The 24,128-nt window shown below is 70.2% G+C and carries 19 protein-coding genes; 5 read left to right on the top strand and 14 right to left on the bottom strand.

Annotated features, from left to right (window positions below; genetic code table 11):
• Positions 1-76: 76 nt before the first annotated feature.
• From ACLJPY_RS03210 to ACLJPY_RS03185, 6 genes are all read right to left on the bottom strand, one after another.
• Positions 77-1,513 carry a glycoside hydrolase family 3 protein gene (locus ACLJPY_RS03210; protein WP_410586479.1) on the bottom strand — a complete coding sequence of 479 codons (1,437 nt, stop codon included), beginning with the start codon at positions 1,511-1,513 and terminating at the stop codon, positions 77-79.
• A gap of 3 nt (positions 1,514-1,516) precedes the next feature.
• Complete coding sequence (locus tag ACLJPY_RS03205) at positions 1,517-2,347, bottom strand: carbohydrate ABC transporter permease (protein WP_410586478.1); 831 nt, start codon at positions 2,345-2,347, stop codon at positions 1,517-1,519.
• Complete coding sequence (locus ACLJPY_RS03200; RefSeq protein ID WP_410586477.1) at positions 2,344-3,330, bottom strand: carbohydrate ABC transporter permease; 987 nt, start codon at positions 3,328-3,330, stop codon at positions 2,344-2,346. The genes ACLJPY_RS03205 and ACLJPY_RS03200 overlap by 4 nt, the downstream gene beginning before the upstream one ends.
• Positions 3,327-4,631 (bottom strand): sugar ABC transporter substrate-binding protein, encoded by a 1,305-nt coding sequence (locus ACLJPY_RS03195; RefSeq protein WP_410586476.1) that lies wholly within the window; start codon positions 4,629-4,631, stop codon positions 3,327-3,329. Before ACLJPY_RS03195 ends, ACLJPY_RS03200 begins: the two co-directional genes overlap by 4 nt.
• Positions 4,632-4,932: 301 nt before the next feature.
• On the bottom strand, positions 4,933-6,732 hold the full coding sequence (locus tag ACLJPY_RS03190) for a TIM barrel protein (protein WP_410586475.1): 1,800 nt from the start codon (positions 6,730-6,732) through the stop codon (positions 4,933-4,935).
• Positions 6,722-7,570 (bottom strand): shikimate dehydrogenase, encoded by an 849-nt coding sequence (locus tag ACLJPY_RS03185; protein WP_410586474.1) that lies wholly within the window; start codon positions 7,568-7,570, stop codon positions 6,722-6,724. Before ACLJPY_RS03185 ends, ACLJPY_RS03190 begins: the two co-directional genes overlap by 11 nt.
• 114 nt (positions 7,571-7,684) lie before the next feature.
• Between ACLJPY_RS03185 and ACLJPY_RS03180 the strand changes: the two genes are divergently transcribed.
• Together ACLJPY_RS03180 and ACLJPY_RS03175 are read left to right on the top strand one after the other, a co-directional pair.
• On the top strand, positions 7,685-8,329 hold the full coding sequence (locus ACLJPY_RS03180; protein WP_410586473.1) for a TetR/AcrR family transcriptional regulator: 645 nt from the start codon (positions 7,685-7,687) through the stop codon (positions 8,327-8,329).
• A 139-nt stretch (positions 8,330-8,468) separates the two neighbouring features.
• A complete protein-coding gene (locus ACLJPY_RS03175) occupies positions 8,469-9,782 on the top strand; it encodes an MFS transporter (RefSeq protein WP_410586472.1) in 1,314 nt (437 codons plus the stop codon).
• A 164-nt stretch (positions 9,783-9,946) separates the two neighbouring features.
• On the opposite strand, the gene ACLJPY_RS03170 is transcribed toward ACLJPY_RS03175, so the two are convergent.
• Entirely contained in the window at positions 9,947-10,804 is an 858-nt protein-coding gene (locus tag ACLJPY_RS03170; protein ID WP_410586471.1) for a hypothetical protein, read from the bottom strand.
• A gap of 20 nt (positions 10,805-10,824) precedes the next feature.
• On the opposite strand from ACLJPY_RS03170, the gene ACLJPY_RS03165 reads away from it, so the two are divergent.
• Positions 10,825-11,571: a hypothetical protein gene (locus tag ACLJPY_RS03165; RefSeq protein WP_410586470.1), complete on the top strand. Its 747-nt coding sequence runs from the start codon at positions 10,825-10,827 to the stop codon at positions 11,569-11,571.
• Positions 11,568-12,695, top strand: coding sequence for a hypothetical protein (locus ACLJPY_RS03160; RefSeq protein WP_410586469.1), 1,128 nt, complete (start codon positions 11,568-11,570; stop codon positions 12,693-12,695). Before ACLJPY_RS03165 ends, ACLJPY_RS03160 begins: the two co-directional genes overlap by 4 nt.
• Positions 12,696-12,700: 5 nt before the next feature.
• On the opposite strand, the gene ACLJPY_RS03155 is transcribed toward ACLJPY_RS03160, so the two are convergent.
• The 7 genes from ACLJPY_RS03155 to ACLJPY_RS03125 all read right to left on the bottom strand — a co-directional run bounded on the left by ACLJPY_RS03155 (position 12,701) and on the right by ACLJPY_RS03125 (position 23,588).
• The gene (locus tag ACLJPY_RS03155) at positions 12,701-13,954 is read right to left on the bottom strand and encodes a CHAT domain-containing protein (RefSeq protein ID WP_410586468.1); all 1,254 of its coding nucleotides are present in this window, start codon (positions 13,952-13,954) and stop codon (positions 12,701-12,703) included.
• Positions 13,951-14,196: a hypothetical protein gene (locus ACLJPY_RS03150; RefSeq protein WP_410586467.1), complete on the bottom strand. Its 246-nt coding sequence runs from the start codon at positions 14,194-14,196 to the stop codon at positions 13,951-13,953. The genes ACLJPY_RS03155 and ACLJPY_RS03150 overlap by 4 nt, the downstream gene beginning before the upstream one ends.
• A 1-nt stretch (position 14,197) precedes the next feature.
• Entirely contained in the window at positions 14,198-16,099 is a 1,902-nt protein-coding gene (locus ACLJPY_RS03145) for a hypothetical protein (RefSeq protein WP_410586466.1), read from the bottom strand.
• Between the two features lie 30 nt (positions 16,100-16,129).
• Positions 16,130-17,632, bottom strand: coding sequence for a hypothetical protein (locus ACLJPY_RS03140; RefSeq protein WP_410586465.1), 1,503 nt, complete (start codon positions 17,630-17,632; stop codon positions 16,130-16,132).
• Positions 17,633-17,717: 85 nt separating this feature from the next.
• Positions 17,718-18,413 carry a Crp/Fnr family transcriptional regulator gene (locus ACLJPY_RS03135; RefSeq protein ID WP_410586464.1) on the bottom strand — a complete coding sequence of 232 codons (696 nt, stop codon included), beginning with the start codon at positions 18,411-18,413 and terminating at the stop codon, positions 17,718-17,720.
• Positions 18,414-18,473: 60 nt separating this feature from the next.
• Positions 18,474-19,085 carry a Crp/Fnr family transcriptional regulator gene (locus ACLJPY_RS03130; protein WP_410586463.1) on the bottom strand — a complete coding sequence of 204 codons (612 nt, stop codon included), beginning with the start codon at positions 19,083-19,085 and terminating at the stop codon, positions 18,474-18,476.
• Between the two features lie 153 nt (positions 19,086-19,238).
• Positions 19,239-23,588 (bottom strand): hypothetical protein, encoded by a 4,350-nt coding sequence (locus ACLJPY_RS03125; RefSeq protein ID WP_410586462.1) that lies wholly within the window; start codon positions 23,586-23,588, stop codon positions 19,239-19,241.
• Here ACLJPY_RS03125 and ACLJPY_RS03120 point away from each other — a divergent pair.
• Positions 23,566-24,045, top strand: a complete 480-nt coding sequence (locus ACLJPY_RS03120; RefSeq protein WP_410586461.1) for a hypothetical protein — start codon at positions 23,566-23,568, stop codon at positions 24,043-24,045. The two genes, ACLJPY_RS03125 and ACLJPY_RS03120, sit on opposite strands and share 23 nt — an antisense overlap.
• Positions 24,046-24,128 lie beyond the last annotated feature (83 nt).

Here is a 24,128-nt window from a genome sequence, read left to right as displayed (position 1 = left end):
ACAAACCGCGGCCAGTCTTCTGGAGATACGGCAAAGCGGACGAAACCCCGGCATCCCGCCGGGGTTTCGTCCGCTTTCAGGCGAGGTATTCCGCCGCGGCCCGCAGACTGACCCAGGAGCCGCCGAACGTGTCGATCCGGGGCCCGTCGCCGACGGGACCCGGCACGCCCGTCTCCACCCGGATGAAGTCCACAGTGGACAGCGCGGCCAGCAGTTCCCGCACCCGCGGGTGCCGGTGCGCCTCCCGCGTCACCACGACCACGCTGCGGAACTCCCGCGCCGCGTCCAGCACCGCGGACACGTCGTCCGGCGTCGCGGTCATCGCCCGCGTGCCCGGCACGAGCTCGGCCAGGTGCGCGCCGAGCCCCCACGGCATCGGCCCGGCCGCGATCGTCGGCTCGGTCTGGACGTCGACCACCAACGGTGGCCCGGCCAGCCGCGGTGCCCCCTGCACGCGCAGCGCCTGGCGGGCCGCCTCCAGGCCGAGCCGCCGGTCGACCGGCCCCACCGAGGCCGGCGCCGGGTCGGTGCCCAGCGCCGCGGTGCGCGCGGCGGCCTCCGCCAGCCGCTCCAGCGGGAGCTCCCCCGCCGCGACCGCGGCCACGATCGCCGTCACGCACGCGTCCAGGTGCTCGGCCTCGAACGCCGCGCCACCGAGGCACAGCGCGTCCGCGCCCGCGGCCAGGGCCCGCACGGCGGAGCGGCCGAGGCCGTCGTGGCGTCCGTACGCCCCCGACACCGCGCCCATCTCCAGTGCGTCGGTGATCACCGCGCCGGTGAAGCCGAGCTCGCCGCGCAGGACGTCGGTGAGCGCGGTCCGGTTGAGCGTGGCCGGCTCGTCGCCCCAGGCCCGCACGACCAGGTGGCCCGTCATCACCGACCGCACCCCGGCCCGGATCGCCGCGGCGAACGGGACCAGCTCGATCTCGTGGAGCTCTTCCAGCGTGCGCGGCAGCACGGGCAGCGCCACGTGCGAGTCCTCGGTCGCCGCGCCGTGGCCGGGGAAGTGCTTCGCGCACGCCGCGACGCCGTACTTCTGCAACCCCGTCACGTACGCCGCGACGTGCGGAGACGCCTTCACCGGGTCGGACCCGAAGGCCCGGACGCCGATGATCGGGTCCTCGTCGGCCAGGGTCAGGTCCGCACACGGTGCGAGGTTCACCGTGACGCCGCAGGCGGCCAGCCGCTCGCCGAGCGCGGCGGCGACGGCCGTCGTCAGCTCCGGGTCGTCGGCCGCGCCCAGCGCGAGCGGGCCCGGCACGAACGACCCGGTGTTCACGTCGAGGCGGGTGACGTCGCCACCCTCCTCGTCGATGCCGACCACCACGCCGTCGCGCTCGCCGCGCAGCTGCGCGGTCAACGCGGCGACCTGCTCGTCGTCGACGACGTTGCGGCCGAACAGCACCACCCCGCCGAGGCCGTCGGCGACCCGGCGGCGCAGCCAGTCCGGCGCGGTCGTCCCGGCGAACCCGGGCAGGAGGACGGCTTCGGCGAGCTTCTCGGGCGAAGACAACGGCTACCCCTTCACCGCGCCGGCGGTTGCGCCGGACACGAGCTTGCGTTGCACGAGCAGGAAGAAGATCAGCGCCGGGATCGCGTAGATGACCGACGCGGCCATGACGCCGCCCCAGTCGGTGGCGAACGCGGTGCGGAACGACGCCAGCCACACCGGCAGCGTCTCCTTCGGTTTGTCCTGGATGAAGACCAGCGCGAACAGGTACTCGTTCCACGCGGTGATGAAGCTGAACACCGAGGTGGTGACCAGACCCGGCCCGAGCAGCGGCAGCGTCACCCGGCGGAACGCCCCGGTCTGGCTGCAGCCGTCGATCATCGCGGCCTCTTCCAGCTCGTACGGGATCCCGTTGACGAAGCCGTAGAGCATCCACACCGTGAACGGCAGCGTGGTGGCGAAGTAGATCAGCAGCAGCGACGGCAGCGTGTTGAGCAGCCCGGCGTCCCGCATCAGCAGGAACAGCGGGATGAACAGCGCCGACACCGGCGCCAGCTGCGCCACCATGACCAGCACCAGGAAGCCCTTGCGGCCGGTGAACCGCAGCCGCGACAGCGGGATCGCCGCCAGCGTCCCGGCGACCAGCGCGCACAGCACCGACCCGACCGTGACGATCAGGCTGTTCATCAGGTAGGTCGGGAAGTTGTCCTTGCCGAGCGCGGTGGCGAAGTTGCCGAACGAGAACGACGTCGGGATCAGGTCGTACTTCGGCGACAGGATCTCACCGGGCGACCTCAGCGACGTGACGAACATCCAGTACGTCGGGAAGACGATCGCCAGCGCGACCAGGACGCCGACGACCGACAGCGCGATCCGCTGCGGCAGCGATTTCCTCACTTGAGATCACCTTCCGGGGTCCGGACCAGCAGCTGGATGTACCGGCCGGTGATGAGCGCCAGCACGATCAGCATCAGCGTCGCGATCGCGCCCGCCGCGCCGAAGTGGTTGCCCGCGATGCCCTTGAGGTACAGCACGACGGCCAGGGTGGTGCTCTCGCCGTCGGGCCCGCCCTCGCGGATGGCCCAGATCTGGGCGAAGGCGTTGAAGTCCCACAGCACCGACAGGAAAGTCACCATGGTGGTGATCGGCCGGATCGCGGGCCAGGTGACCGCGCGGAAGGTCTGCCACGCGCTGGCGCCGTCGATGCCCGCGGCCTCGTACTGCTCGCGCGGGACCCCGATGATGCCCGCGTACAGCGAGAACGTCACGAACGGCACTGCCTGCCACACGATGAGCAGCCCGATCACGGTGAGCGTGCTGGCGCCGCTGGAGAACCACGAGAACCCGATGAAGGAGTGGAAGCCCAGCCGGTCCAGCGTCTTGTTGAGGATGCCGTACTGCTGGTCGAAGATCCACTGGAACACCGTGGTCGTGGCGATCACCGGCGTCGCCCAGGCGAGCACCAGCGTCACCTGCACGATGATCCGCACGACCGGGTCGAGGTGGCGCATGAGCACCGCCAGCAGCAGGCCCCCGAGGATGGTGGCGGCCACGATCGCGGCGGTGAAGACCAGGGTCCGGACGGTGACCGTCCAGAACTCCGGGTCCGACAGGGTGTTCGTGTAGTTGTCGAACCCGATCCAGATCATCTTGCCGGAGACGAGCTGGCCGATGTCGAGCTTGCGGAAGCTGATCGCCAGCACCTGGACCAGCGGCCAGGCGAGCAGCACCAGGATGGCCGCCAACGCGGGCAGCAGGAGCAGGTACGGGAGCACCCGGTCGCCGAACCGGCCCCGCCTGCGCTTGCGCGCCCGGGCGTCGCGCGGCGATGCCGGCGGGGTGGCCCCCGCCGGCATCGTCACATTCGCGGTCGCGGTCATCCGCCGATGAGCTTGTTGAGCGCTGCGTTGGCGTCGGCGGTCGCCTGGTCGAGCGTCTTCTTGCCGGTGAGGTACGCGGTCAGCATGTCCTTGACCGGGTTCTGGCCGGATTCGACGTCGCCCCACTTCGGGCTGGCCGGGACGGCCTTGCCGTTGGTGGACGCCTTGGCCATCACGCTGCCCAGCGGGTCCTTGTCCAGGCCGGTGAGGTCGGTCGACGTGCCGGGCACGACGCCGGCGGCGGCGAGCTGGCTCTGGTACTTCGGGCTGGAGAGCAGCTTGATGTACTCCTTGGCCGCGGCCGCGTTCTTGCTGTTGGCCGGGATGGCCAGGTTGGAGCCGCCCAGGAAGACCGGGGCGCTCTGGCCGGCGGTCTTGCTCGGGATGGCGAACGCGCCGGTCTTGCCGGTCAGGCTCGCGTCGGTCTTGGCCGCGGTCGCCAGCTCCCACGGGAGGCCGATCATCATGGCCACCTTGCCGGCGCCGTAGACCGTCGCCTGCTGCGGCTTGGCCTCGTCGGCGTCCTTGGGCGCCTTGGTGCCGGAGGCGTCGACCAGCTTCTTGTAGAACTCCAGGCCGGCCTTGGCCTCGGGCGTGTCGAGGGTGGCCTTGTAGTTCTTGCCGTCGGCCTTGGCGATGTCCCCGCCGTTGTCCCAGATGAACGACAGCAGCGCGTACCAGTTCTGGCCCGGCATGTAGAGCGCCTGGAAGTCGGGGTCGGAGCCGAACTTGGTCTTCAGCTTGCCGATCGCGTCGATCCACTCGTCGTTCGACGCCGGCGGCTTGGCGATGCCCGCCTGCTCGAACAGGTCCTTGCGGTAGATGACCTCACGGTTGGCCGCGTAGAACGGGACGCCGTAGGTCTTGCCGTCGTAGGTGCCGGAGTCCGCGAGGCCCTTCAGCCACTGCGCACCGTTGAAGCTGTCCTTGTCGGCGGTCAGATCGGTCAGGACGCCGTCCTGCGAGGCGAACGCGGCGGTCTGCGTGTTGCCGATCTCGATGACGTCCGGCGGCGCGCCGCTGGCCAGCGCGGTGGTCAGCTTCTGCTGGATGCCGTCCCACTGCTGGATCTCGTACTTGACCTTGACGCCGGGGTGCGCGGCCTCGAATTCCTTGTTGAGCGCGTCGGTCAGCGTGGTCGGCGCGGAGCCCGTCATCAGCCAGACCGTGACCGTGCCGCTGAGCTGCGCCGGAGCGCCGCTCGACGAGGCCGCGGTGTCCGAGCCGCCGGAGCCCGCGCAGCCCGCGGTCGCGAGCGTGAGTGCGGCGGCGCCCGCCGCCAGCTTGAGCCAGCGTTTCACTCGATGCCGTCCTTTCCATGCCCGGCCACCGCGGCCGGGCGCCCCAAATGGTGTAGACCAATGTTGGGGTTAGAGTGGTACGTACCACAGGCGGTGTCAAGGCGGTTGCCGGAACGTTGTAAACGCCTGCAGGGAGTAGCCGGGCGATTACCCGTGCCGGGCGGGGTGCGCCAGAAGTCGTCCGAATAGGAAAGTGTCCCGGACGTTTTTCACCGCTGGCACACCGGAATCCGGCGCGCCCGCGGTGCCCCGGCCCGACGAAAACCGCCCCGGGAAAGGCTTCCCGGGGCGGTGGCGGTGATCAGGCCGGCGTTTTCGCCGGTGGCGCCGCATGTCGGCGGGCGCGGTGCGCGGCCATCCGCACGGGCGCGTCCACCACACCGAAACCGCGGTAGCCACCGATCCGCTGCACGACCTCGAAGAACACCCGCGCCCCGGCCAGCGCGGTGTAGAAGTGCAGGAACTCGCCTTCGTCGTCCCGGTCGTAGAGCACCGAGTGCGCCCGCAGCGCGGCCACCCGGTCGGGCGGCAGGTCCAGCCGGGCTTCGAGGTCGTCGTAGTAGTTGCCCGGGATGTCCAGCAGCGGCGCCCCCGCCGCCCGCATCGCCGCGGCCGCGGCCAGTGCGTCCCCGCAGGCGAAGGCCACGTGCTGCGGCTCGAGGACCGCCGGCGCCCATTCGCCGCGGCGGACCACGGCGGCCTCCAGCGTCAGCCGGACCGGTCCCGCCGCCACCGAACGGCTGCGCACCAGCCCGAACGGCGCCGCGAACTCCGTCACCGGCGACGGCGTCAGGCCGAACACCGAGCGGTGGAACAGCGCCGCCTCCTCGAAGTGGTCGAAGGGCTGCGTGAGCGCCACGTGATCGATTCCGAAGACCCCGGCGCCGGCGGCGGTCTCCCCGGTCGGCACGAAGTCGTCGCGCCAGTCGTCGCCGCAGAGGAAGACCTGGGTGCCGTCCGGCGCCGCGACCGAGGCCAGGTCCGCTTCCCGCGGGCCGCGCACCCGCGGCAGGACCGGCGCGCCCAGCGCTTCCGCGCGACGGGCCGAGCGGACCGGGTCGGTGCTGGCCAGCGCGACCGCGCCGACGGCGCCGTGCGCCGCCCCGCCTTCGTTGACCACCACCCGGGCCTCGCCCTGCTCCCAGAGCTCGACGGGCTTGGTGCGGTGGACGCCGGTGCGCGCGAACCCGAGCGACGCCAGCACCCTGCCCGCCCCCGGATCGGTCACGACCTCGGCGAACGCGTGCCCGGTCAGCGCCGGGGCGGCCGGCAGGGCCAGCACGCCGAGGGACTCCTGCAGCCACCGCAGCGACCGCAGCGCGTCGACCGCGGCCGGGCGCGGGTCGGCCTGGCGGAACACGTCGTTGAAGACCTCCAGCGACAGCGGCCCGCGGTAGCCGGCGGCGAGGACGTGCCCGGTGAACGCCGTCAGGTCGAACTCGCCCTGGCCGGGGAAGAGCCGGTGGTGGCGGCTCCACGGCAGCACGTCCATCGGCAGCTTCGGCGCGTCCGCCAGCTGCAGGAAGAAGATCTTCTCGCCGGGGATCGCCCGGATCGCCGCCGGGTCGTGGCCCTTCGAGAGGATGTGGAAGCTGTCCAGGCAGACGCCGAGCGCGGGGTGCGCGGCGCGGCGGACGATGCGCCAGGCGTGCTCGTACCCGCTGACGTGCCGGCCCCACGCGAGTGCCTCGTAGGCGACCCGCATCCCGCGCGCCGCCGCGAGGTCGGCGAGGGCGTGCAGCTGGTCGGCGGCCAGTCCGTCGTCGTCGACCGCCTCCGGGTCGACCGACGAGCAGACCAGGATCGTGTCCGCGCCGAGTGCGGCCATGACGTCGAACTTGCGCGCCGCCCGGCGGAGGTGGGCCGCGTGCCGCTCCGGCGGGACGGCTTCGAAGTCGCGGAACGGCTGGTACAGGTCGATCGAGAGGCCGAGGTCGGCGCAGCGGCGGCGGATCTCGGCCGGGCTCGACGGGGAGACGACCAGGTCGTTCTCGAAGAGCTCGACACCGTCGAACCCGGCCGCGGCGGCCGCGGCGAGCTTGTCCTCCAGGGTCCCGGACAGGCAGACGGTGGCGATCGCGGTACGGGGTTCAGGCGGCACGGGCGGCCTCCCCTTCGAGGGCGTCGAAGTGGCGCAGCATCCGCGCCGGGTCGGGCTCGGCCCCGGTGAACAGCCGGAACGACTCGGCCGCCTGCAGCACGACCATGCCGCCGCCGTGCAGCACCCGGCAGCCGCGGGCGCGGGCGGCGGCCAGCAGGGCCGTCTCCAGCGGGCGGTAGACGATGTCGGCGACCCACAAGCCTCCGTGCAGCAGCTCGGCGGGCACCGGCGAGCCGGGGTGGGCGGCCATCCCGGTCGGGGTGGCGTGCACCAGCCCGTCGGCGCGGCGGAGGGCCGTCAGGTCGCCGGTCGTCGCGCGGCCCTCGCCGAACCTGCGCGCGAGCGCCTCGGCCAGGCGGGCGCTGCGGGCGCCGTCGACGTCGTGGACGGTGAGCCGTTCGGTGCCGAGCGAGAGCAGCGCGTGCGCGACCGCGGCACCCGCTCCCCCGGCGCCGAGCAGGACGACGTCGGCCAGGGGGACGTCCGGCAGGCCGCGGGTCAGGCTGCGGGCGAACCCCGTCGCGTCGGTGTTGTGGCCGATCGCGCGGCCCCGGCGGAAGACGACGGTGTTGACCGCGCCGAGCGCGGCGGCTTCCGGCGAGAGCTCGTCGAGGTGCGGCAGGACCGCCTGCTTGGCCGGGTGGGTGACGTTGAGGCCGTCGAACCCGGCGAGGCGGGCCGCGGCGAGGACGTCGGCGACCGGGCGGCCCAGCACGTCGAGGTCCAGCAGCCGGTAGACGTAGCGCAGGCCGAGCTCGTCGGCCTCGCGTTCGTGCAGGGCCGGGCTGGCGGACGGCCCGATGCCCGTGCCGACGAGCCCGATCAGGTAGCTGGTCACGCCGCGGCCTCCATCACTAATGTACGAACTAGTACGTTCACGGTAGCGCCGCGACGGCTCCCGCGGAAGCCCTGGGCTAAAGTGGGGCCGTTCACCTGCAGCGGAGGGAGCCCGGTGGCCGCACCATCGTCGGAAGCCGAGCGCCAGCGCGACAAGGACCGCACCCGCGCCGACATCCTCGCGGTGGCCACGCGGGAGTTCGCGGACAAGGGCTACACCGGCGCCCGGGTCGACGAGATCGCCGCCCGCACCAGCACCACCAAGCGGATGATCTACTACTACTTCGGCGGCAAGGAACAGCTCTACATCGCCGTGCTGGAGCGGGCGTACTCCGCGCTCCGGGCCTCGGAACAGCAGCTCGACGTCGAGCACCTCGACCCGGAGGACGCGCTGCGGCAACTGGCCGCGCTCACCTTCGACCACCACGAGGCGAACCCGGACTTCATCCGGCTGGTCAGCATCGAGAACATCCACCACGCGGAACACCTGTCGCAGTCGGAGATCCTGGCCGGGCTGGCCGACCCGGCCCTCGGCGGGATCACGCGGATCCTCGAGCGGGGCCGGCAGGCCGGCCTCTTCCGCGAGGACGTCGACGCGCTCGACGTCCACATGGTCATCAGCTCGTTCTGCGTCTTCCGGCTGGCGAACCGGCACACCTTCAAGGCGATCTTCGGCCGCGACATGCTGGACCCGGCCCGGCGGGAGCACCACCGCGCGATGCTGGGCACCCTGCTGGTCGCCTACCTGACCGCGCGCTGAGCCCCGCGCCCGACGGGCGAAAAGGATCTCTTGACACCCGGCGCCCCGGTCTCGCAGTCTTTATTAACTAACTAGACCGTACATTGCTTCTCCGCCGAACTCTGCGCAACGAAGCACGGACGTCAGGAGACCCGTTCCCGTGACCGGATCGATGCCCCGCACGGCGGCGCTGGCCGCCTGGATCGGCAGCGCGCTCGAGTACTACGACTTCTTCCTCTACGGCACCGCCGCCGCGCTCGTGTTCGGCGAGGTGTTCTTCCCCGCCTCCTCCCCCGCCACCGGCACGCTCCTGGCCTTGGCCACCTTCGGCGTCGGCTACCTGGCCCGGCCGGTGGGCGCGTTCGTCCTCGGCCACGTCGGCGACCGGTTCGGCCGCAAGCGCGTCCTCGTGTTCACGTTGCTGCTGATGGGTTTCTCGACGTTCTGCGTCGGCTGCCTGCCGACGTACGCGAGCGTCGGCGTCCTGGCCCCGGTGCTGCTGGTCGCCCTCCGGCTGCTGCAGGGTCTGTCCGCGGCGGGCGAGCAGGCGGGCGCGAACTCGATGTCGCTGGAACACGCCCCGGAGCACCGGCGCGCGTACTTCACCAGCTTCACCTTGAGCGGCACCCAGGCCGGCCAGATCCTCGCGACGGCGATCTTCCTGCCGGTCGCGGCCCTGCCGGCGCAGCAGCTGCTGACGTGGGGCTGGCGGGTGCCGTTCTGGGCCAGCGCGCTCGTCGTGGTCGTCGGTTTCGTGATCCGGCGCAAGCTGGACGAGACACCGGTGTTCGAACGCACCGACGTCGCCAAGCTGCCGGTCGCGGTCCTGTTCCGCCACCACTGGGCGGACGTCCTGCGCGTGGTCGTCGCGGCGACGATCGCCTCGGTGAGCACGATCTTCACGGTGTACGCGCTCAGCTACGCGGTCAACACGATCGGCCTGTCCCGGACCCCGGTGCTCTGGGTCGGCGTCCTGGCCAACGTCGTCGCACTGGCGGCGATCCCCCTGCTGGCCGGGCTCGCCGACCGCATCGGCCGCAAACCGGTGTTCATCACCGGCTGCCTGGCCTGCGGCGTGCTGATCTTCCCGTACCTGTGGTCGATTTCGATCGGCTCGTACGCGCTGCTGTTCGTGCTCGGCATCGCCCTGTTCGGGGTGGCGTACTCGGGGATCAACGGAGTTTGGCCGGCGCTGTACGGCGAGATGTTCAGCGCCCGGGTCCGCCTGTCCGGCATGGCGATCGGCACGCAGATCGGCTTCGCGGTAGCGGGTTTCGCCCCGAGCGTGGTGGCGGCGATCGGGTCCGGCAGGGGCGACTGGCTGGGCGTGGCGATCTTCACGGCGGCGGTGTGCGCGGTGGCCGCCCTCGCGGCGGCGACGGCCCGTGAGACGTACCGGGTGCCGACCGCGGAACTGGGTGGGGCGGTGCCCGCGACACCGTCCACTGTGGTCGCGTCCGCTGTGGACGGTTAGCGAGGAACCGTTGGCGCCGGCGCCGACGGCCACAGGACCGCCGGCGCCCTCGGTCAGAGTGCCGCCCTTCCGCCTCACGGCTCCTCCATCGGAGGAGGGCCGTGCGGTGCGGGTCGCGGGAGACAACGGTGACCTGTGCCAGGCTTGCGACGCCGATAGCCGGCCTACGAGCCCGCCTGGTATTCGGCCCAGGTGGAAATCCGGCCGTTCCCGGTTCGCAGAAGGCTGTTCGGCGCCAGCAGTAGTTCCTGGATCTGCGGGAAGAGATGCGTCAGCGGCTTGTGACAGCGAGGGTTCCAGGCCCACAGCCAGTCGACCATGTCGTCCACCGAGTTGAGCACCCGGTCCTCCGGCCCTCCGCCGTCGAAGCGCTCGTGGAAGCGCCGCGCTGCGGCATGGTCACCGAGTTGCCCGAAGTACTCGTCCGCCTTGCTCATCACCATCACGAACACCCGCTCGATCAGGTTGACGACGTTCTCCGGGGTCGCGGGCACTCCCGTCTCGGTGAGCAGATCCAGATAGAAACCCGGGTACAGCACCGGCACGGCTCGTTCGCCTGCGACGTCCGACCCGGTGGACGCCGCAGGGGGTCGTCTCCGGGCCAGGTTCTCGACCGCCTCCCCGACCGAGTAGGCAACACCGGGACGCTGGAACTTGACCGTGGTCCCGGGCCCCGCCACCACCAGAAGGTACGAGCCCGTTCCCGTCGGCCGCACCTCGACGCCCCGGATCTCCTCGGGCGCGACCGAACGGTCCAGCAGCCGCCCACCCTTGCGCGTGACGAGCAACCGGCGGTCGGTGACGACCAGCGTCCGCGTCGCCGTGAAGTCTTCCACGGCGATCAACCGGACGGTCTCGTGGTCCTTCAGATACGACCGGATGTCCTGTTCACCCTTGGCGACCAGCCGGCGGTGGTGTGCGGCATCGTCGACCAAAGCCATCCGGAAGTCCTCCGACAACGATTCCCCGCCTCCGAAGAGTCCCATGACCATTCTCCTTTCCTCCGGCAACCGGTAAACCACTGAGTGGTCGGTGTTTCGACATGAGCTGTTACGATCGCGAGGTCACGATTCCGGACGACGACGGGAGGCCTGTGATGGTGAAACCCCGACCGGCATTCCTGCCAGGCCGCCCGGACCGCGTGCGGATCTCCTTCAGCGTGCTTCTGCGGCTCGCCGACGACGACCGTTTCGTGTTGTTCGACGCTCCCAAACGCCCGGGCGCCTACGGACCGCCGGGCGGGGTGGTCAAGTTCCTTCCCCCGGCCGCCCGGATCCTGGACTGTCTCGGGTTCCAGCCCGAACGCACCGGCTCGCCGCAACGCAAGCTCAAGGCGGACCTTCGGGGCACTCTCCCTGCCGGTGCCCTGCGCCGGTTCCGCTCCTGGTTCGCGTCCGGCGCGTACCGCGAGACCGCCGACGAGTGCCTTCGCCGCGAACTCCGCGAAGAGCTCGCCGAGGTCGGCGTCCACGGGTTGGACGAGATCATCCCGGAATTGCAATTCACGCCCGTGCGGACCGTACTGGAGGGCCCGCATCCCGTCCCGGTAAAAGACCATCGGCAACTGCGTGGATTCGAGGTGTACGAGCCGGCTATGACGAATTCCGCAGCACGACGCCTGAGCCGGGAGTTGACCGAAGCCGCGGAAGACGATGCATATCCCGGCGTACTGCTGGCCGGCCTCGACGACATCGCCCACGGTCGGCTGGGTCGCGCCCTCATCGCGCCGCAGAGCGCTTTCCTGCTCGGTTCGGCACGGCTGACCCCGGACCTCCCGCCGCTGCGATGACGGAGTCGGAATGGCGCGTTGCGCAGCTGCGCACTCCGTCCCGGAAACGTCCCCTCGGCGAAGTCCGGCTCGGCCTGCCGCAGGTGCAGTCGGTCGAGTCGGTCGACGAAGCGCCGGAAGGCCTGGGCCTGGTCGAGCTGCGCCAGCAGTACGCCTTGGAACCCGTCGGACGCCGCGCTCGGATAGCCGCCGCGTACCTGATCACAGTCTTCTCGGATCCGCGGATACGCGTCCGGGAGCTGTCCGGAACGGCGACCGAACCCGCAGCCGAGCTGGCCGTCTCCGAATCGCCGCAGGGCTGCGGCTGGCTCGCCGGCGATCCGCTCGGCGTGACCTCGGCGCCCCTGGCCGGTGAAGTCCGGGCGACCCTGTGGGTGCCCGAAGACCGAGCCGAGCTCATCGGCGTCAACCGGTTCGACAGCACGGTCCTGCGGCCGGCCTGGCACCGCCGCCGTCTGCACGCCGGAATCGCCCCGGTTCCCTTTTCGGTGGCTTTGCCGTCCGGATGGATGCGAAGCCCGTTGCCACCGCCCCGTCGGATCAGCAACCGGAAGCCGGCTGTGCGCCTGTGCATGGCCGCGGACGCCGCGTCCTACCGGCGCTTCACGACGAGCGAAGCAGCGCGCACGCAGGAACGGCTCGTGGCGGTCTTGACCGAAGCGAGGCGAGCCGCCGGGATCCCGGAGGCGGAGGTCGACTTGCAGCCCTCCGGCGACGGCCAGTTCGCGATCCTGCCGACCGGCCTCGACGAAACGGTCGTCATCCCCCGGCTCGTCGAAGGCCTGCGCACGGCGCTCGCCGCGGTGAACGCGGACTTGAGTGACCGGGCGCGGCTGCGGCTGCGAGTCGCGCTGCACCGGGGGCACATCGCTCCCGGTGTGAACGGCTGGGTCGGTGCTGCGACCATCGCCGTGCACCGGCTCCTCGACTGCGGGCCGTTGCGCAGCCGGCTCCGACAGCACCAGTCCGCCGACTTTGCGCTGATCGTCTCGGACGTGCTCTTCGACGACGTGATCGCCACCGGTGGCGGCGCCCTCGATCCGGCGGCCTTCGAGCCGGTCGACGCAGTTCTGCCGGACAAGGAGTTCGCCGAACGCGCGTGGGTGCACACACCCCGGCGCTGAGTCGCTCATGGGCCCCGGTAGAGCACGGGGACGTTCGGCGCGTGGATCCGCTCGTCGCTCAGGGCCATGGCCGCCCGAGCGCGCCTGAACGCCGGCTCGATCGGTAGGCCGGCGGCCAAAGCCTGATAGAACGCCACGCTGAAGTCCGTGGCCGAGCGGTCACCGAGCCAGCTGCGCATGCCGATGACATAGCTGATGTGCTCCGAGAGCGCTTCGGCCAGCCGCGCGCTGTGACAGGCGTTGACGATCACGCACTCGACGCTGTCGGACACCTCTTTGAACAACGCTGCGAGACCCGGCACCAGGAGTACCCGGCCCTGCCCGCTGACGGACTCGGCGAGGAATCGCCCGTCGTCGGTGCCGTGTCCGGAGAGGTGGACGATCCGCGGGGTGAAGTCGAGCAGTGCCTGGGTCAGGTCCCGCGCGCGCAGGGCACCACGTTCGTGGAGCACGAACCGATCCCGGTGCACACCCATCCGAAGGGCCTCGCGGACATCCCGCACTTCGGCAGCCCAGCTGATCCGCTCGGTGTCCGTCGGGTTGGCGGCGAGGTAGAGGATCTCCACTCCACCCGGCCGATGCTGGCCGAGGTGTCCCACCGCCACCGTCCGCATGACCCGACGCTCGATCCGGCCGCCGGCCCCGCCGATGCACTCGGCGAGTAGGTGCACCGGCACAGCCTGCCCGGGATCGCGGGCCAGAACGTGGAACTCGAACGGCTCGCGCTCTCCCGGCGGGAGGTTGCCGAGCGAGACGTCGCCCCCCTTGGGGTCGACGTCGAACGGTCCCCACAGGGCAAGCCGTCCGGAGGTGATGGCGGTGGTCCCGGTGTTGACGATCTCGCCCTTGATGGCGTCCCATTCCCCGCAGGCGATCCGGACCGTCGACAATTCGACGTCGAACTTCGGCGGTGGCACCGGTGGCCGCTCCAGGTGCTCCGAAACGTCGAGCAGAGCTTGGAAGTCGGCGATGCGGTGTCCGTTTCCGACTTCGTCGCGGAACGAAAAGTTCGTGCTCGTCGCCGGCCAGGAACCCGCCTGCAACGGACGCACCTTCACCGTTGCCGTCCACTCGGCGCCGGCGTCGAGCCGGGCCACCGCGAATTCCTTATTACCACGCAAAGCCGGGATCTGAGCGGGCAGCCGGAGGGCGAAGTGGATGTTCGTGCACACCGCGGTTCCGTCGTTGCGGAGGTGGACGACGATGTTCGCGTCCTCGCCGACGCGCAGTCCGCCGGTGGTCACTTCGGCGCGGATCATCGCAGCCTCCCGTCCATGAGCGTGGCCCGGGGGTGATGGACCCGGCGGCAGCTTTCGCAATGGACGGCGATCCGGTCCACCGGGATCAGGTGGGCGGAATCGGTCGCCGCGAAGGCGTCGTCGACCACGGACTGCTGATGCGACCGGCAAAGCGGCTTCCCGCAGTGGTGGCAGACGGCGTCGACCACCACCTTTCCGTCGTTGCCTTCCTCGGCATCGCAGTCACTGCACTTCCAGGCCATTTCACCTCTCCCAGGTCTGCGGGCCGCCGAAGCCTTCGTCCAGATCGGCGATCTCGCGGTCGATGCGAGCGATGAAGTCCCGGCAGGCATCCTCGGAGATCCGCCGCTCCAGCAAAGCGTCTTCGAATTTCTCCCGCCGCCGTTTCAGCTCCTGGATCCGCAGCCCCGACGCCGGGTTCTGTGTTCCGATGCCCGTCCCGTCGTGCGAGCGCCCCGGCTTGCACTGCTGTTGCAGAGTCTCCGAGATGATGCCTTGCAACCCGTACCAGACCGACTCGATCTCGTCCTCCATGTCCTTGCTGGCGAAAGCGCCCTTGACGTACAGCCGCACCTTCGTGTTACCGGCCTCCGCGCGGATGTCGCTGCCGTAGACCTCCTCGCCGGTGAGCACGACGTGGAAGTCGACCGGATACACCCCGAAGTAGCGACGACCGGCAACGTCCCAGGCCCGGTTGACGAGATCGGCGCGGCCGCGATCACGCGGCGGGTTCTCGATGACGCGTTTGACGTAGTAGCCATCTCCGCTCATCGCGTCCGTGAGGGCGATGAGCGTTTCGTGGTCGGGAATCACGCCCGGGAACTCGTGCGTCTCCGGGATCCGCACCGGGTGGTCTTTGCGGGGATCCGGTACCACCCGGACGTCCTGGTAGCGGACACCGCTCAAGCTCAGCTCGACGTCCGCGGTGACGACGGTCTTGACGTCCGAGTACCGGGCACCGCGCCGCCGGCCCCCGAGCGGCTCGAACAGCTCCACTCCCTCGAGCCCGGACAGCGCCCCGCGGAACGAAACGACCAGCGACCCCGTGATCACGTCGGTGAGCCGGATCTTCTCCTCGAAGTGGACGGCGAGCTCCAGCCGGCGTTTCTCCTGGTCGAGGGAAATCTGTTTCCATTCGATGCGGCGGCGGCCGCTCTCCGGGTCGGCGCGGCTTTCGACCGTAGCCCCCTCGACGTACTCGACGTTTCCCCAGGCAGCGGGGACCTGAAGCGTCAGGCGCTCGACGCGGTCCGCGTCGAGACTCGACTCCGCCGACGGCCAGTTGCCGAGCCACTGCAGGTCCAGCTGCAGGGTGCGCTGATCGGACTCCGGCATCAGCGCCGGTGTCAGCCACAGTGGGATTTCGCTGTGCCCGGGCATCCCGGTGACACGATGTCCGAGGCGCACGTGCCACTTGGCGCTCACGGGAACGTCCTGCGAAGCCAGGAAGGGCTGCGTCCCCGCGAGGCCGGCGAGCGGGACGACCAAGCCGCCGACGACCCGGTCGGTGAATTCGAGCCCCGCCGGACCCCGGAGAACCAAGTAGCCCGCCGAGAACGGAACTTCCTCGTCGTCGGCCAGCCGGAACTTCCTGCGGTACTCACGCAGGCGGTTCTGGTCCGGACGGCCGAACGTTGTCTCGACTCCGATGTGGCCGTCGGCCGGTGTCACCGAGGTCCGGTAGGTGCCGTTCGCCTCGAGCACGAGCTCACCGCGCAGCACCTCCCGAACTTCGACGGCATCGATGCTGGGCTGCACCGGCAGCGACGGCCGATCGAGCAGCGCAGCGCGAGCGCGTCGGCGATCCACGTACCGGATCAACCCCGTGGCGCCGGCGCAGCCGAGCAGGAGGATCACTCCGGCCGGCGGGAGCAGGAACATCACGGCCAGGGCCGCGACGGCAATGCCTCCGACTACGTAGTACATCTGCTTGAGGGATGCACCGACGACGTGGTCGTGCGTGGCGCAGTGGTGAGGCTGCGTCTTGCGCAGGCCCAGTCCCTCGAATTCGCTCGTGACCGCCGGCCTGCGGACGTGATCCCGGCACAACGGCCGGCCGCAGTGGTGGCAGACAGCGGAAACGTCGGCCGAGCCGCAGCTGTGGCAGCGAACGCGCGGGGCGCGCTCACGGAGTTCATAGGGCATCGAATACTGCTCCTCGTCGAGTCCCGGATTTCACCGCAGCGCGCGGATCCGGTCGAACCGGTCGCGGACGGCGGCGTGCAGCGCGTTCATCTCACGGGTGACCGCCCGGCTGGCCCGCGGCAGTTCGCCGTACATGAAGACCTTCAGCTCCCCGCTGGGCAACTTGCTCGTGTAGGAGTGGCCGCCCGGTTTGTGGACCGTGCGCTCGGTCTCGTGGTGGCTTCCCTCCACGAAGATGATCAGGGTCATCGTCTCCGGCCCTTCAGCGCGTTGCGCCCGCCCTTGCCACCGGCGGCGCACCCCGCCTTCCTCGGACTTCTCGGTGAAGGCAACGTCGAATCCCCGGTCGGACAGTGCGTTCTCGATGTCGGCGATGCGAGCTTGTTCGGGGATCACCTCGTCGAAATGGAGGTGCTGATGTGGCTTCAGCTTGCGCCTGGCGAACGCCTCGCCCAGGATCAGGTGCACCCGTGACGTCAGCCGGGTGCATTCCCGGTGCCGGTCCTCGGACCGGCGGCCGAGGCTGTCGAAAAGCCGGGTCCGCATCCCCGAGAGCAGGACATTCGGAACTTCGATTTCGACGGTGCCGTCGAGGCTCGGCTGGCGATACAGCTCGCCTGGCTGACGGATCGAAACCACCATGGTGTCGCTGATGAAGCGCAGCTCGTCGCTCCGCTGGCGTTCCCCGGCCTGCATCGGCACGTTCCGCCACTCGATGGTCCGGTCGACCGGGTTGTAGGTGATGGGCCGCTCACCCTCGTCCGTGCCGCGCTGCTCGACCTTGAGGACGTGCAGGGACGTGATCGTGGGCCAGTCCAGCGAGATGCGGGTGATGACCGGGGCCGGCTCCGGCCGGTCGTCGGGCCAGGGAATGATCAGGGTGACGCGTACCCGGAGCCAGAGGTAAGGCCGGAAGTTCGGCTGCTGCGAGAGGCGGGCGAAGTCCGGGGAGTCCTGCGTCGTGAGCGTGCCCCCATAGGTGTCCGGATCGAGCAGATCGATCTGGACGTTGACCGGGACCACCTCGAGCAGGTTCGGCCGGGGCCGGTACTCGTGCCGGATCACCGCGGCCAGGCGATCCCGGCGCAGGTCGTGCCGACCGCCCGGCGCGCCGGGCCCGGTCACCGGAACCTCGACGGGCAGGGCCCCGTAACTGTCGTCCAAGCCCAGGACCGCACCCAGATCGGTGTTCTGGTGTCCGGTGAAGGCCAGGTGGCCGATGATCGCGTTCCTGGGCTCTCTCCGCCCGGCCTCGAGCACGGGTTCGACGTCGGCGCAGGCCTGGCGCGTGAAGTGGTCGGCACCGTCGAACGGCACGACGATCTCGATCCGCCCGGTCGGCGCACTGACGCTCCCGATCGCCGGGTTGCGGGAGATCTCCTGTTCGTAGTGGTGCCATTCGGTCACCGTGACGCGCTCCGGATGCGCCCGGGCGAACAACTGGTCACCGACGTCCGGTCTGGTGGCGCCAGTGGCCAGCACGCTGAACACGGAGCGGAACTTGCGGCGGAGGACATCACGGAGATTCGGCATGCGCGCCCTTTCGGACGGTTCACGATGGTGCGTCGGGCTGACGCGGATCACTCTGTTACAGATGGCGACGAGCAACGCCGTACTATTACGGGATTTCGCCCGGAAGTTCCCCGAATCGGCGCAGGCCGGGCAGGTCGATGATCAGTACTCGCCGGTAGCGACGAGTGAGCACCCCGGCCGACTCGAGCCGCCGGAAGGCCTTCTCCACCGTGCTCAGCCCGGTCCCGGCCATCGAGGCGATCTCCGTCTGAGACAGCGGTATCCCCGTCTCCCAACCCGAGGCGGTGTACGAACCGTGCCGCTGGACGACGTCGAGCAGCACGCGGGCAACGCGGATCGGGGCGGGACACACGACGAAGTCGATCCCCCTGCGGTCCGCGGACCGCAGGCGTTCACTGAGCATCCGGGCGACCGCGAGGCACACCTCGGCGTTGCGAGCTAAGAACTTGGCGAGTTCGATGCTGTGGATGATCCTGGCCTGCACGGGTGAACACGTGAGCACGTGCGCCGACCGGGGTCGGTGTTCCAGGGTCGACATCTCACCCAGCAGATCGCCCGGACCCCGCACGGCGATGACGACGTCGCGGCCGCGTTCGGTGTCCACCACGATCTTGACGGCTCCTTGGAGGAGCAGCAACGAGTGCTCGGCGACATCACCCTGCCGGATGGCTCGCAGTTGTGCCGGATAACTGACCGGCCTGCCCAGGCCCAGCAGCGCTTCGGCATCCTGCCGGCGCAGCCGGCCGAGCAGAGAGGCGGGTGGCCAGCACACGGCGTTCACCCGACGGACTGTGCCGCAGCTCGATACGGCGAAACCCGTGCGGAAACGGGATTGCCCGGCTCAGTCGGCCAGGCCGGCGAGTTCGTGCAGCCGGCGCAGATCGAGGATGGTCATCTTCCGATAGCCCGTTGCCAACACCGACCGGCGGCGCAGCTCGCTGAGCGACTTGTGCACGGTGGGCTCGGCCGCACCGATCAGGGCAGCGAGCTCGGGCTGCGACAGCGGGAAGCCGATTTCCCAGCCGCGCGGCGTGCGGGTCCCGTGCGACCGGACGAGCTTGGCGAGGACACGGGCGACCCGGACCGGGACGTCGTAGCCGCTGAAGTCGACCCGGCGGTCGGTCGCCCACCTCAGCTTGGCGGCCACCGACCGGCTCACCGCAACCCCCGCGTCCGGGTGGTCCTTCAGGAACGCCTGGAACACGGCCTGGGTCATCACCCGCGTGTTCACCAGTCCGACCGCGGTGACGGTCGCGGAGCGCGGCTGCCCGTCCAAGCCGGCCAGCTCGCCGACGAGCTCGCCGGGGAACCGGACGGCGAGCAGCGCGCGTCCGCCGTCGGCCGTGGTGGCGGTCACCTTCACGCAGCCGGAAAGGAGCAGAAGCACGTGGGTGGTCGGCTCACCTTCCAGCAGCAGGACCTCGCCGGCCCGGAACCGGCGTTCCACACCCACGCCCAGCAGCGCATGGACGGTGGGCGCCGGCAGGGCAGTGAAGAGGTCAGGACCAGCCGGAGTCGCGCCCACTGCCGTCACCTCCCCGCCACTTCGATCACCCCAGCAGGACGGGGGGCCGGCCACCAGGACTGTTACCCGTTCGGCGTAGCGTTAGTCCGGGAGCAGGGTGCCCTGCCTACGCTGCACTTCGGCCAGCAGCTCTTCGGTGAAAGACCGCGGTCCGCTCGGAAGAGCCACGTCCGACAGCCGTTGCCTGAGCCACGACGCGATACTTCCGGGCTCGCACAAGCCGACAGGCGTCGCGGGACCGGGCACCCACTCGCGGAGGGTGTGCCCGGCCGCCGTGTCCACCCGCCCACCGTCGCCCCGTGCCGCCTGGACCACCGGAATCCAGTCACCGAGGTACCCGGCGGCGATCGCCTTCCCGTGCGCGACACTGGCGTGGAGCCCGGCGGGATCGACCTCCGCCAGGACCCGGAGGGCCACGTCGCTTTTCCCGCTTCGACGAGCCAATTGCCCGTACGCCGCCAGGATCTCGGCCAACGGGGCGAGTTCGACCAGACCGTACCGGCCGGACGAGACCGTCGATGCGGTCGCACCCAGCCTTCGGTCCGCGAGCAGCTCGGCGATCTCCGGCAGTCCCTCGGACAGCCCGGCTGCGCAGAGGGCCAGTGCGCGGCCGACCGGATCTCCGCTCCGGTCGGCCAGCAGGAATCGGCAGGCGTCCTCACCGAAGACCAGAGGTTCACCGGGAGCACCATCGAACGCCGTGCAGAACGCCGCCACCTCGGAGATCGCCCGTACTTCGCCGTTCGCCAGCAGTACGTCCAGCTCCGCCGGATCGGGTCGGGTGTGCGCGAGCATCGTGCTCCACGGCCAGCACAGCCGGGCGGGAACCGCCCGGTCCCGAAGCCGCGCCGCGGCGTCCCGGCTGACCCGGAACCCGGTGGCCGGATTCGTCTGGACGACGGCGTGTGCCAGCGCCGCGAGGCCTTCGATCCGCTCTCCCGTCTCCTCTTCAGCCAGCTCGGCCACGAGCCGGGAAGCATGCTCGACGGTCGCCGGAGAGCCCACGGCCGCCGCCGCGATCAGCAGCACTGACGTCGGCGACCCTCGGTCGGCAGTGAACACCAGCTCATCGCGCAAGCGGGGATGCTCCGTCAGGACGCGGTGGGCCACGACATTCGCCGTACCCGCGTCCATGGTCCCGAGCTGCCGGACCTCGTCCAGGGCGACCGGCCCGTCGAACATCCCGCCGACTTGGTCGGCAACGTCGTGGCGGAGCCCGTAGGAATACAAGCGCGCCGACCAGTACGCCGGATCGTCCAGCCGCTGCAGCTGTCGGAGCCGCTCCGCTCGCGCCGCCCTTATCTCGGCGTCCACTGACAGGGTGGGGAGCGCACGTTCGATTTCCGCGAGCCGCGCGGCGACGAGCCCCGGACGCCGGACGCGGAGCGGGCCGGGCAGGACGACCTCCAGCGCCGACAACGCGTCGTCGGCCGCCTGAGCGACCTCCGCGTCGGCCCCGGTGACAAGACCGGCCAGCATCAAGTCCAGCCCGCGGACCTGGTGTTGCTTGACGACGCGGATGGCGTCGAGCAGCGTCGTCTGCGGACGATCCGCGTCGAGGAGCTCACCGAGCAGGCCTCGCATCCAGTCGGCCGGCACCGCGAAGTCTTCCGACCCCCGTGTGGAGGGACCGGTGAGTGCCTCCAGCGCGGCGCGCAGCAGCCCGGGTGGGACCAGCTGGGCCGTCAGCTGCCGCCTGAGCTGCTGCAATGCGTCGAGAGTCGCCAGTGCCGCCAATGCTCGGACCGATTCCAGCGCCGCGAACAGTCCTCGCGCCGGGTCGCCGAGGACCGCCGACCGGACATTGACGAACTCGCGGCGGCATGACAGCGACGGCCGACGACGCAGGAGCCGGGCCGCGAACACGGGATCGCCGTCCACGACCGTGCGGACTACGGTCACGAGGACGTCGTCGGGCACCTCGGGCAGGTCAGCTGCCAGCAGGATGACCGGTCGCCAGCCGAAGCTCCGGGCCCGCTCGCGAAGCAGGTCCTCGGACGCTTCGGTCAGGGACATCGCGGCGAAAAAGTCGCGTTCGATGCCTTGCGCGAAGTGGACCTGGCCGCCTTCAGTGCGAAGCACGCCCCGTGCGACGAATTCGTCGGTCCCGGCCGGCGGCGTGATCGGACCGCCGGAGTTGACACTGGTCTCCGCCGCGTGAACCAGGCCCGACGGATCCAGGCCGTCCAAGCGGGCCACGAAGTAGTCGTGGTAGACGTCCGTCAGAGCTACAAAGGTACGACGATCGCGGATGACGTCGAGGTACATCGCCAGCAGTCCCGGTGCGACGCCTTCCAGACCGCGGAATTGGCGCCACAGGCGCAGATGGCTCCAGTTCATCGTCGGCGGGAAGTTTTCGGTGATGAACCGCATCGCGAGACGAGGGGGCCACGGATCGATCCGCACGACGTCGAAGCCTGCTCGAATGGCGTGCTCCGGGTTCCGCACCGCCATGATCACCCGGATGCGGGGAAAACGCCGGTGCAGGTCGCCGACCCGCTCGAACAACCGGGCCCGGTCCGGAGCCGGCACCTCGTCGACGTCGTCGACCAGCAGCCGAACTGCACCGAGAGCAAGCGCTTCGCGCGGCAGTCCTTCCGTGCTGGTGCCTTCGTCGAGCAGCCGTCGGGCGTGAACCAGTCGCGGCATCCCGAGCCCGGCGGCCCCGGCTTGCGGGCGGACGATGTCCATCGCAGCCCGATAAGCGATCTCGCGAAGGATGCGTGTCTTCCCACTGCCCGCACCACCCGCCAGGATGAGCGGCTTTGGCGTCTCGAGCGGCACGTTGCCCAGGAAACCGTCATGCTCCCGGGACATCTCGATCACCGTTGCGCGCGCTTCCGTCGAGAAGTGGAGAGTCACGTAGCGATCGGTCAATTCGCGCAGGTCCAGGTCGGCCGCCGCCGGCTGCTGCGCCCGGTCGACCGCCGCCGCCAGCCCCGCGATCACGTCGAGCGTGTCCGGATCGGCGGGGTCGGCGAAGCCCGCCACGCACTTCAGCACTTCATCCGGATCCGTCCAGTGCGCGAACGGGTCGTCGTCGGCGAGCCACTCCGTCGCCACGGCAGCGGCGGCGTGTACGGCACGCAGCTTGGCCGCGGTCTGAACCACACCCTCCCACTTCGCGGTCCGGTAGGCGGTGAAGTGGACTTGCGCCAGGTAATCGCGCCACGCGACGACATCCCGCGGGTACGAACGAGCCGCGCTCGACCGGATCCTCGCGAGGACCCGGAACGCGATCTTCGCCGGCCGCCCGTCGAGCAGGTCCGCCAGCCGGTCGTCCGCGTCGGGCGCCGACAGCCGGCAGGCCAGCGCCAGCAGCCGCTGAATCCGAACCGATTCGCCGTACGACAGGCCGGCGAAAACGTCCCGGACGAGGCTTATCTCCAAGCATGCCGCGTCGGCGAACACCGGCAGGCCGTCGGTGGTGGCGGCGAAGTCGATCAGGACCGGGCGACCGTCGACGCACATGAGGTTCCGGGCGTTCAGGTCTCCGTGTACAACGCCGCGGACCCGGCCCAGGGTCGGATCGGTCAGCACACGCCAAAGCCCGCGCGCCGGGTCCGCGGTGCGGACGCCACCGGCCACGACGGCGTCCGTCGTGCGCTCAACGGTTCCGAACGCCTCGTCGAAGCGAGCCTGTCGCTCGGCGAACCTCGTCCTCACGACCACACCCGAGATCGGGCCACCTTCCGGTGGCAACGGGACCACTCGCACGGGCGAATGGGCCGGATCGGCAAGCCGGATGGGGGTGCCGGGTGGGAAGCTCCCTGCACCGCCGAGCGACGCGTGCAGGACATCCTCGGGGTAGGACAGGTCCGCGGTCACCGCACCCGGTTCGATCACGATGTCCGGCCCCAGCACCGGATTCAGATCACGGAGGCTTCGTTGGGCACGCACCTCCCGCCGGTTGTGGAACGGGGTCGCCATTGCGGAGAACAAAGCGGTGACCAAGCCGTGCGCGAGCTGTTCCGTCGTCCCGTCTTCGAACGCTCTTGCCACGACGTCCTCGAGGGTGACCGCAGGCACCTCCGACCGGCCCGCGTACTCTTCGACGTGCGCGTACACCACGGCCTCGGTTTCGCCGCACTCCCCCCATGCGCCGTCCGTCACTTCCTGAATGGGAGCACACACGGCAGCCGGGTAATCGCGGAGGAACCGACGGAAATTGGCGAACTCGGCAACTATCTCCTCGCCTGGTCCGATCTTGACCACGCGTTGCCGGCTTTCGGACCCCGCCCGCAGTGCGACGTCGAGCACAAGAGCACCGCTGCGGCCGCCATCGATGACCCGGCGTATCGTGACGGATTCCACCGGCCCGTGCCAGCCTTGCCGCGACGTGGTGATCCGCAGGATCGCATCGTGAATCTTTCCCCGGGTGCCCTCGGGAAAAGGGAAATCCCCGGGGATGATCTCGGGAACCGACGACATCGACACCTCCGTGTGTGGTGTGCCACCTTACCCAACGAACGACCGCGATTCCGTGATCGGAGACGAAATGCCGGAAGACCGCCGGAAGATGTGGGCTGCCATCTGCATCCGGTTACCTCGCATCCACGACGAGGCGACCGTGGTGCAGGAACGCGACCAGTACGAACGCCTGCTGACCGATACCCGCGCGGGCCTGGACACCCTCGACGGTTGGAACGCCCTGGCGCAGAAGATTGACCGGCTGCTGCGGAACGCCAGTACGCAGATCATCCGCGACGGCGACGCCGCCGGGAAAACGTCACCGTGGCTGCGTGGGCAGTTCCGCGTCGCGCACCGGTGCCCGCTGGACCAGTGCGACCGGCGCGTGGTGGTCGCGCCGGGCAGCGCACCCCGGTGCGCGCTCTTCGCGACCGGAATGGAGACCGACGACTCCCAGCAGGATAGACCGTTCGAGTGAGCCGGTGTGGAGTGCGTTGCAGAACCGACGGTCCGAGCGACTGCCAGCCGCAAGTGCGTCCACCGAATAGAGGAGACCCGTGC

The sequence above is a fragment of the Amycolatopsis sp. lyj-23 genome (genome assembly GCF_046549135.1).
Lineage (GTDB): Bacteria > Actinomycetota > Actinomycetes > Mycobacteriales > Pseudonocardiaceae > Amycolatopsis.
The sequence above is the reverse complement of the archived record's forward strand: the minus strand, read 5'-3'. Positions and strand labels throughout refer to the sequence as shown.

Excerpts from the sequence above, each read along its gene's own strand:
- ACLJPY_RS03200 (WP_410586477.1), bottom strand. The coding sequence starts at position 3,330 with ATGACCGCGACCGCGAATGTGACGATGCCGGCGGGGGCCACCCCGCCG.
- ACLJPY_RS03165 (WP_410586470.1), top strand. The coding sequence starts at position 10,825 with ATGAGCTGTTACGATCGCGAGGTCACGATTCCGGACGACGACGGGAGG.
- ACLJPY_RS03160 (WP_410586469.1), top strand. The coding sequence starts at position 11,568 with ATGACGGAGTCGGAATGGCGCGTTGCGCAGCTGCGCACTCCGTCCCGG.
- ACLJPY_RS03155 (WP_410586468.1), bottom strand. The coding sequence starts at position 13,954 with ATGATCCGCGCCGAAGTGACCACCGGCGGACTGCGCGTCGGCGAGGAC.
- ACLJPY_RS03150 (WP_410586467.1), bottom strand. The coding sequence starts at position 14,196 with ATGGCCTGGAAGTGCAGTGACTGCGATGCCGAGGAAGGCAACGACGGA.
- ACLJPY_RS03145 (WP_410586466.1), bottom strand. The coding sequence starts at position 16,099 with ATGCCCTATGAACTCCGTGAGCGCGCCCCGCGCGTTCGCTGCCACAGC.
- ACLJPY_RS03140 (WP_410586465.1), bottom strand. The coding sequence starts at position 17,632 with ATGCCGAATCTCCGTGATGTCCTCCGCCGCAAGTTCCGCTCCGTGTTC.
- ACLJPY_RS03120 (WP_410586461.1), top strand. The coding sequence starts at position 23,566 with ATGATCTCGGGAACCGACGACATCGACACCTCCGTGTGTGGTGTGCCA.
- ACLJPY_RS03125 (WP_410586462.1), bottom strand. The coding sequence starts at position 23,588 with ATGTCGTCGGTTCCCGAGATCATCCCCGGGGATTTCCCTTTTCCCGAG.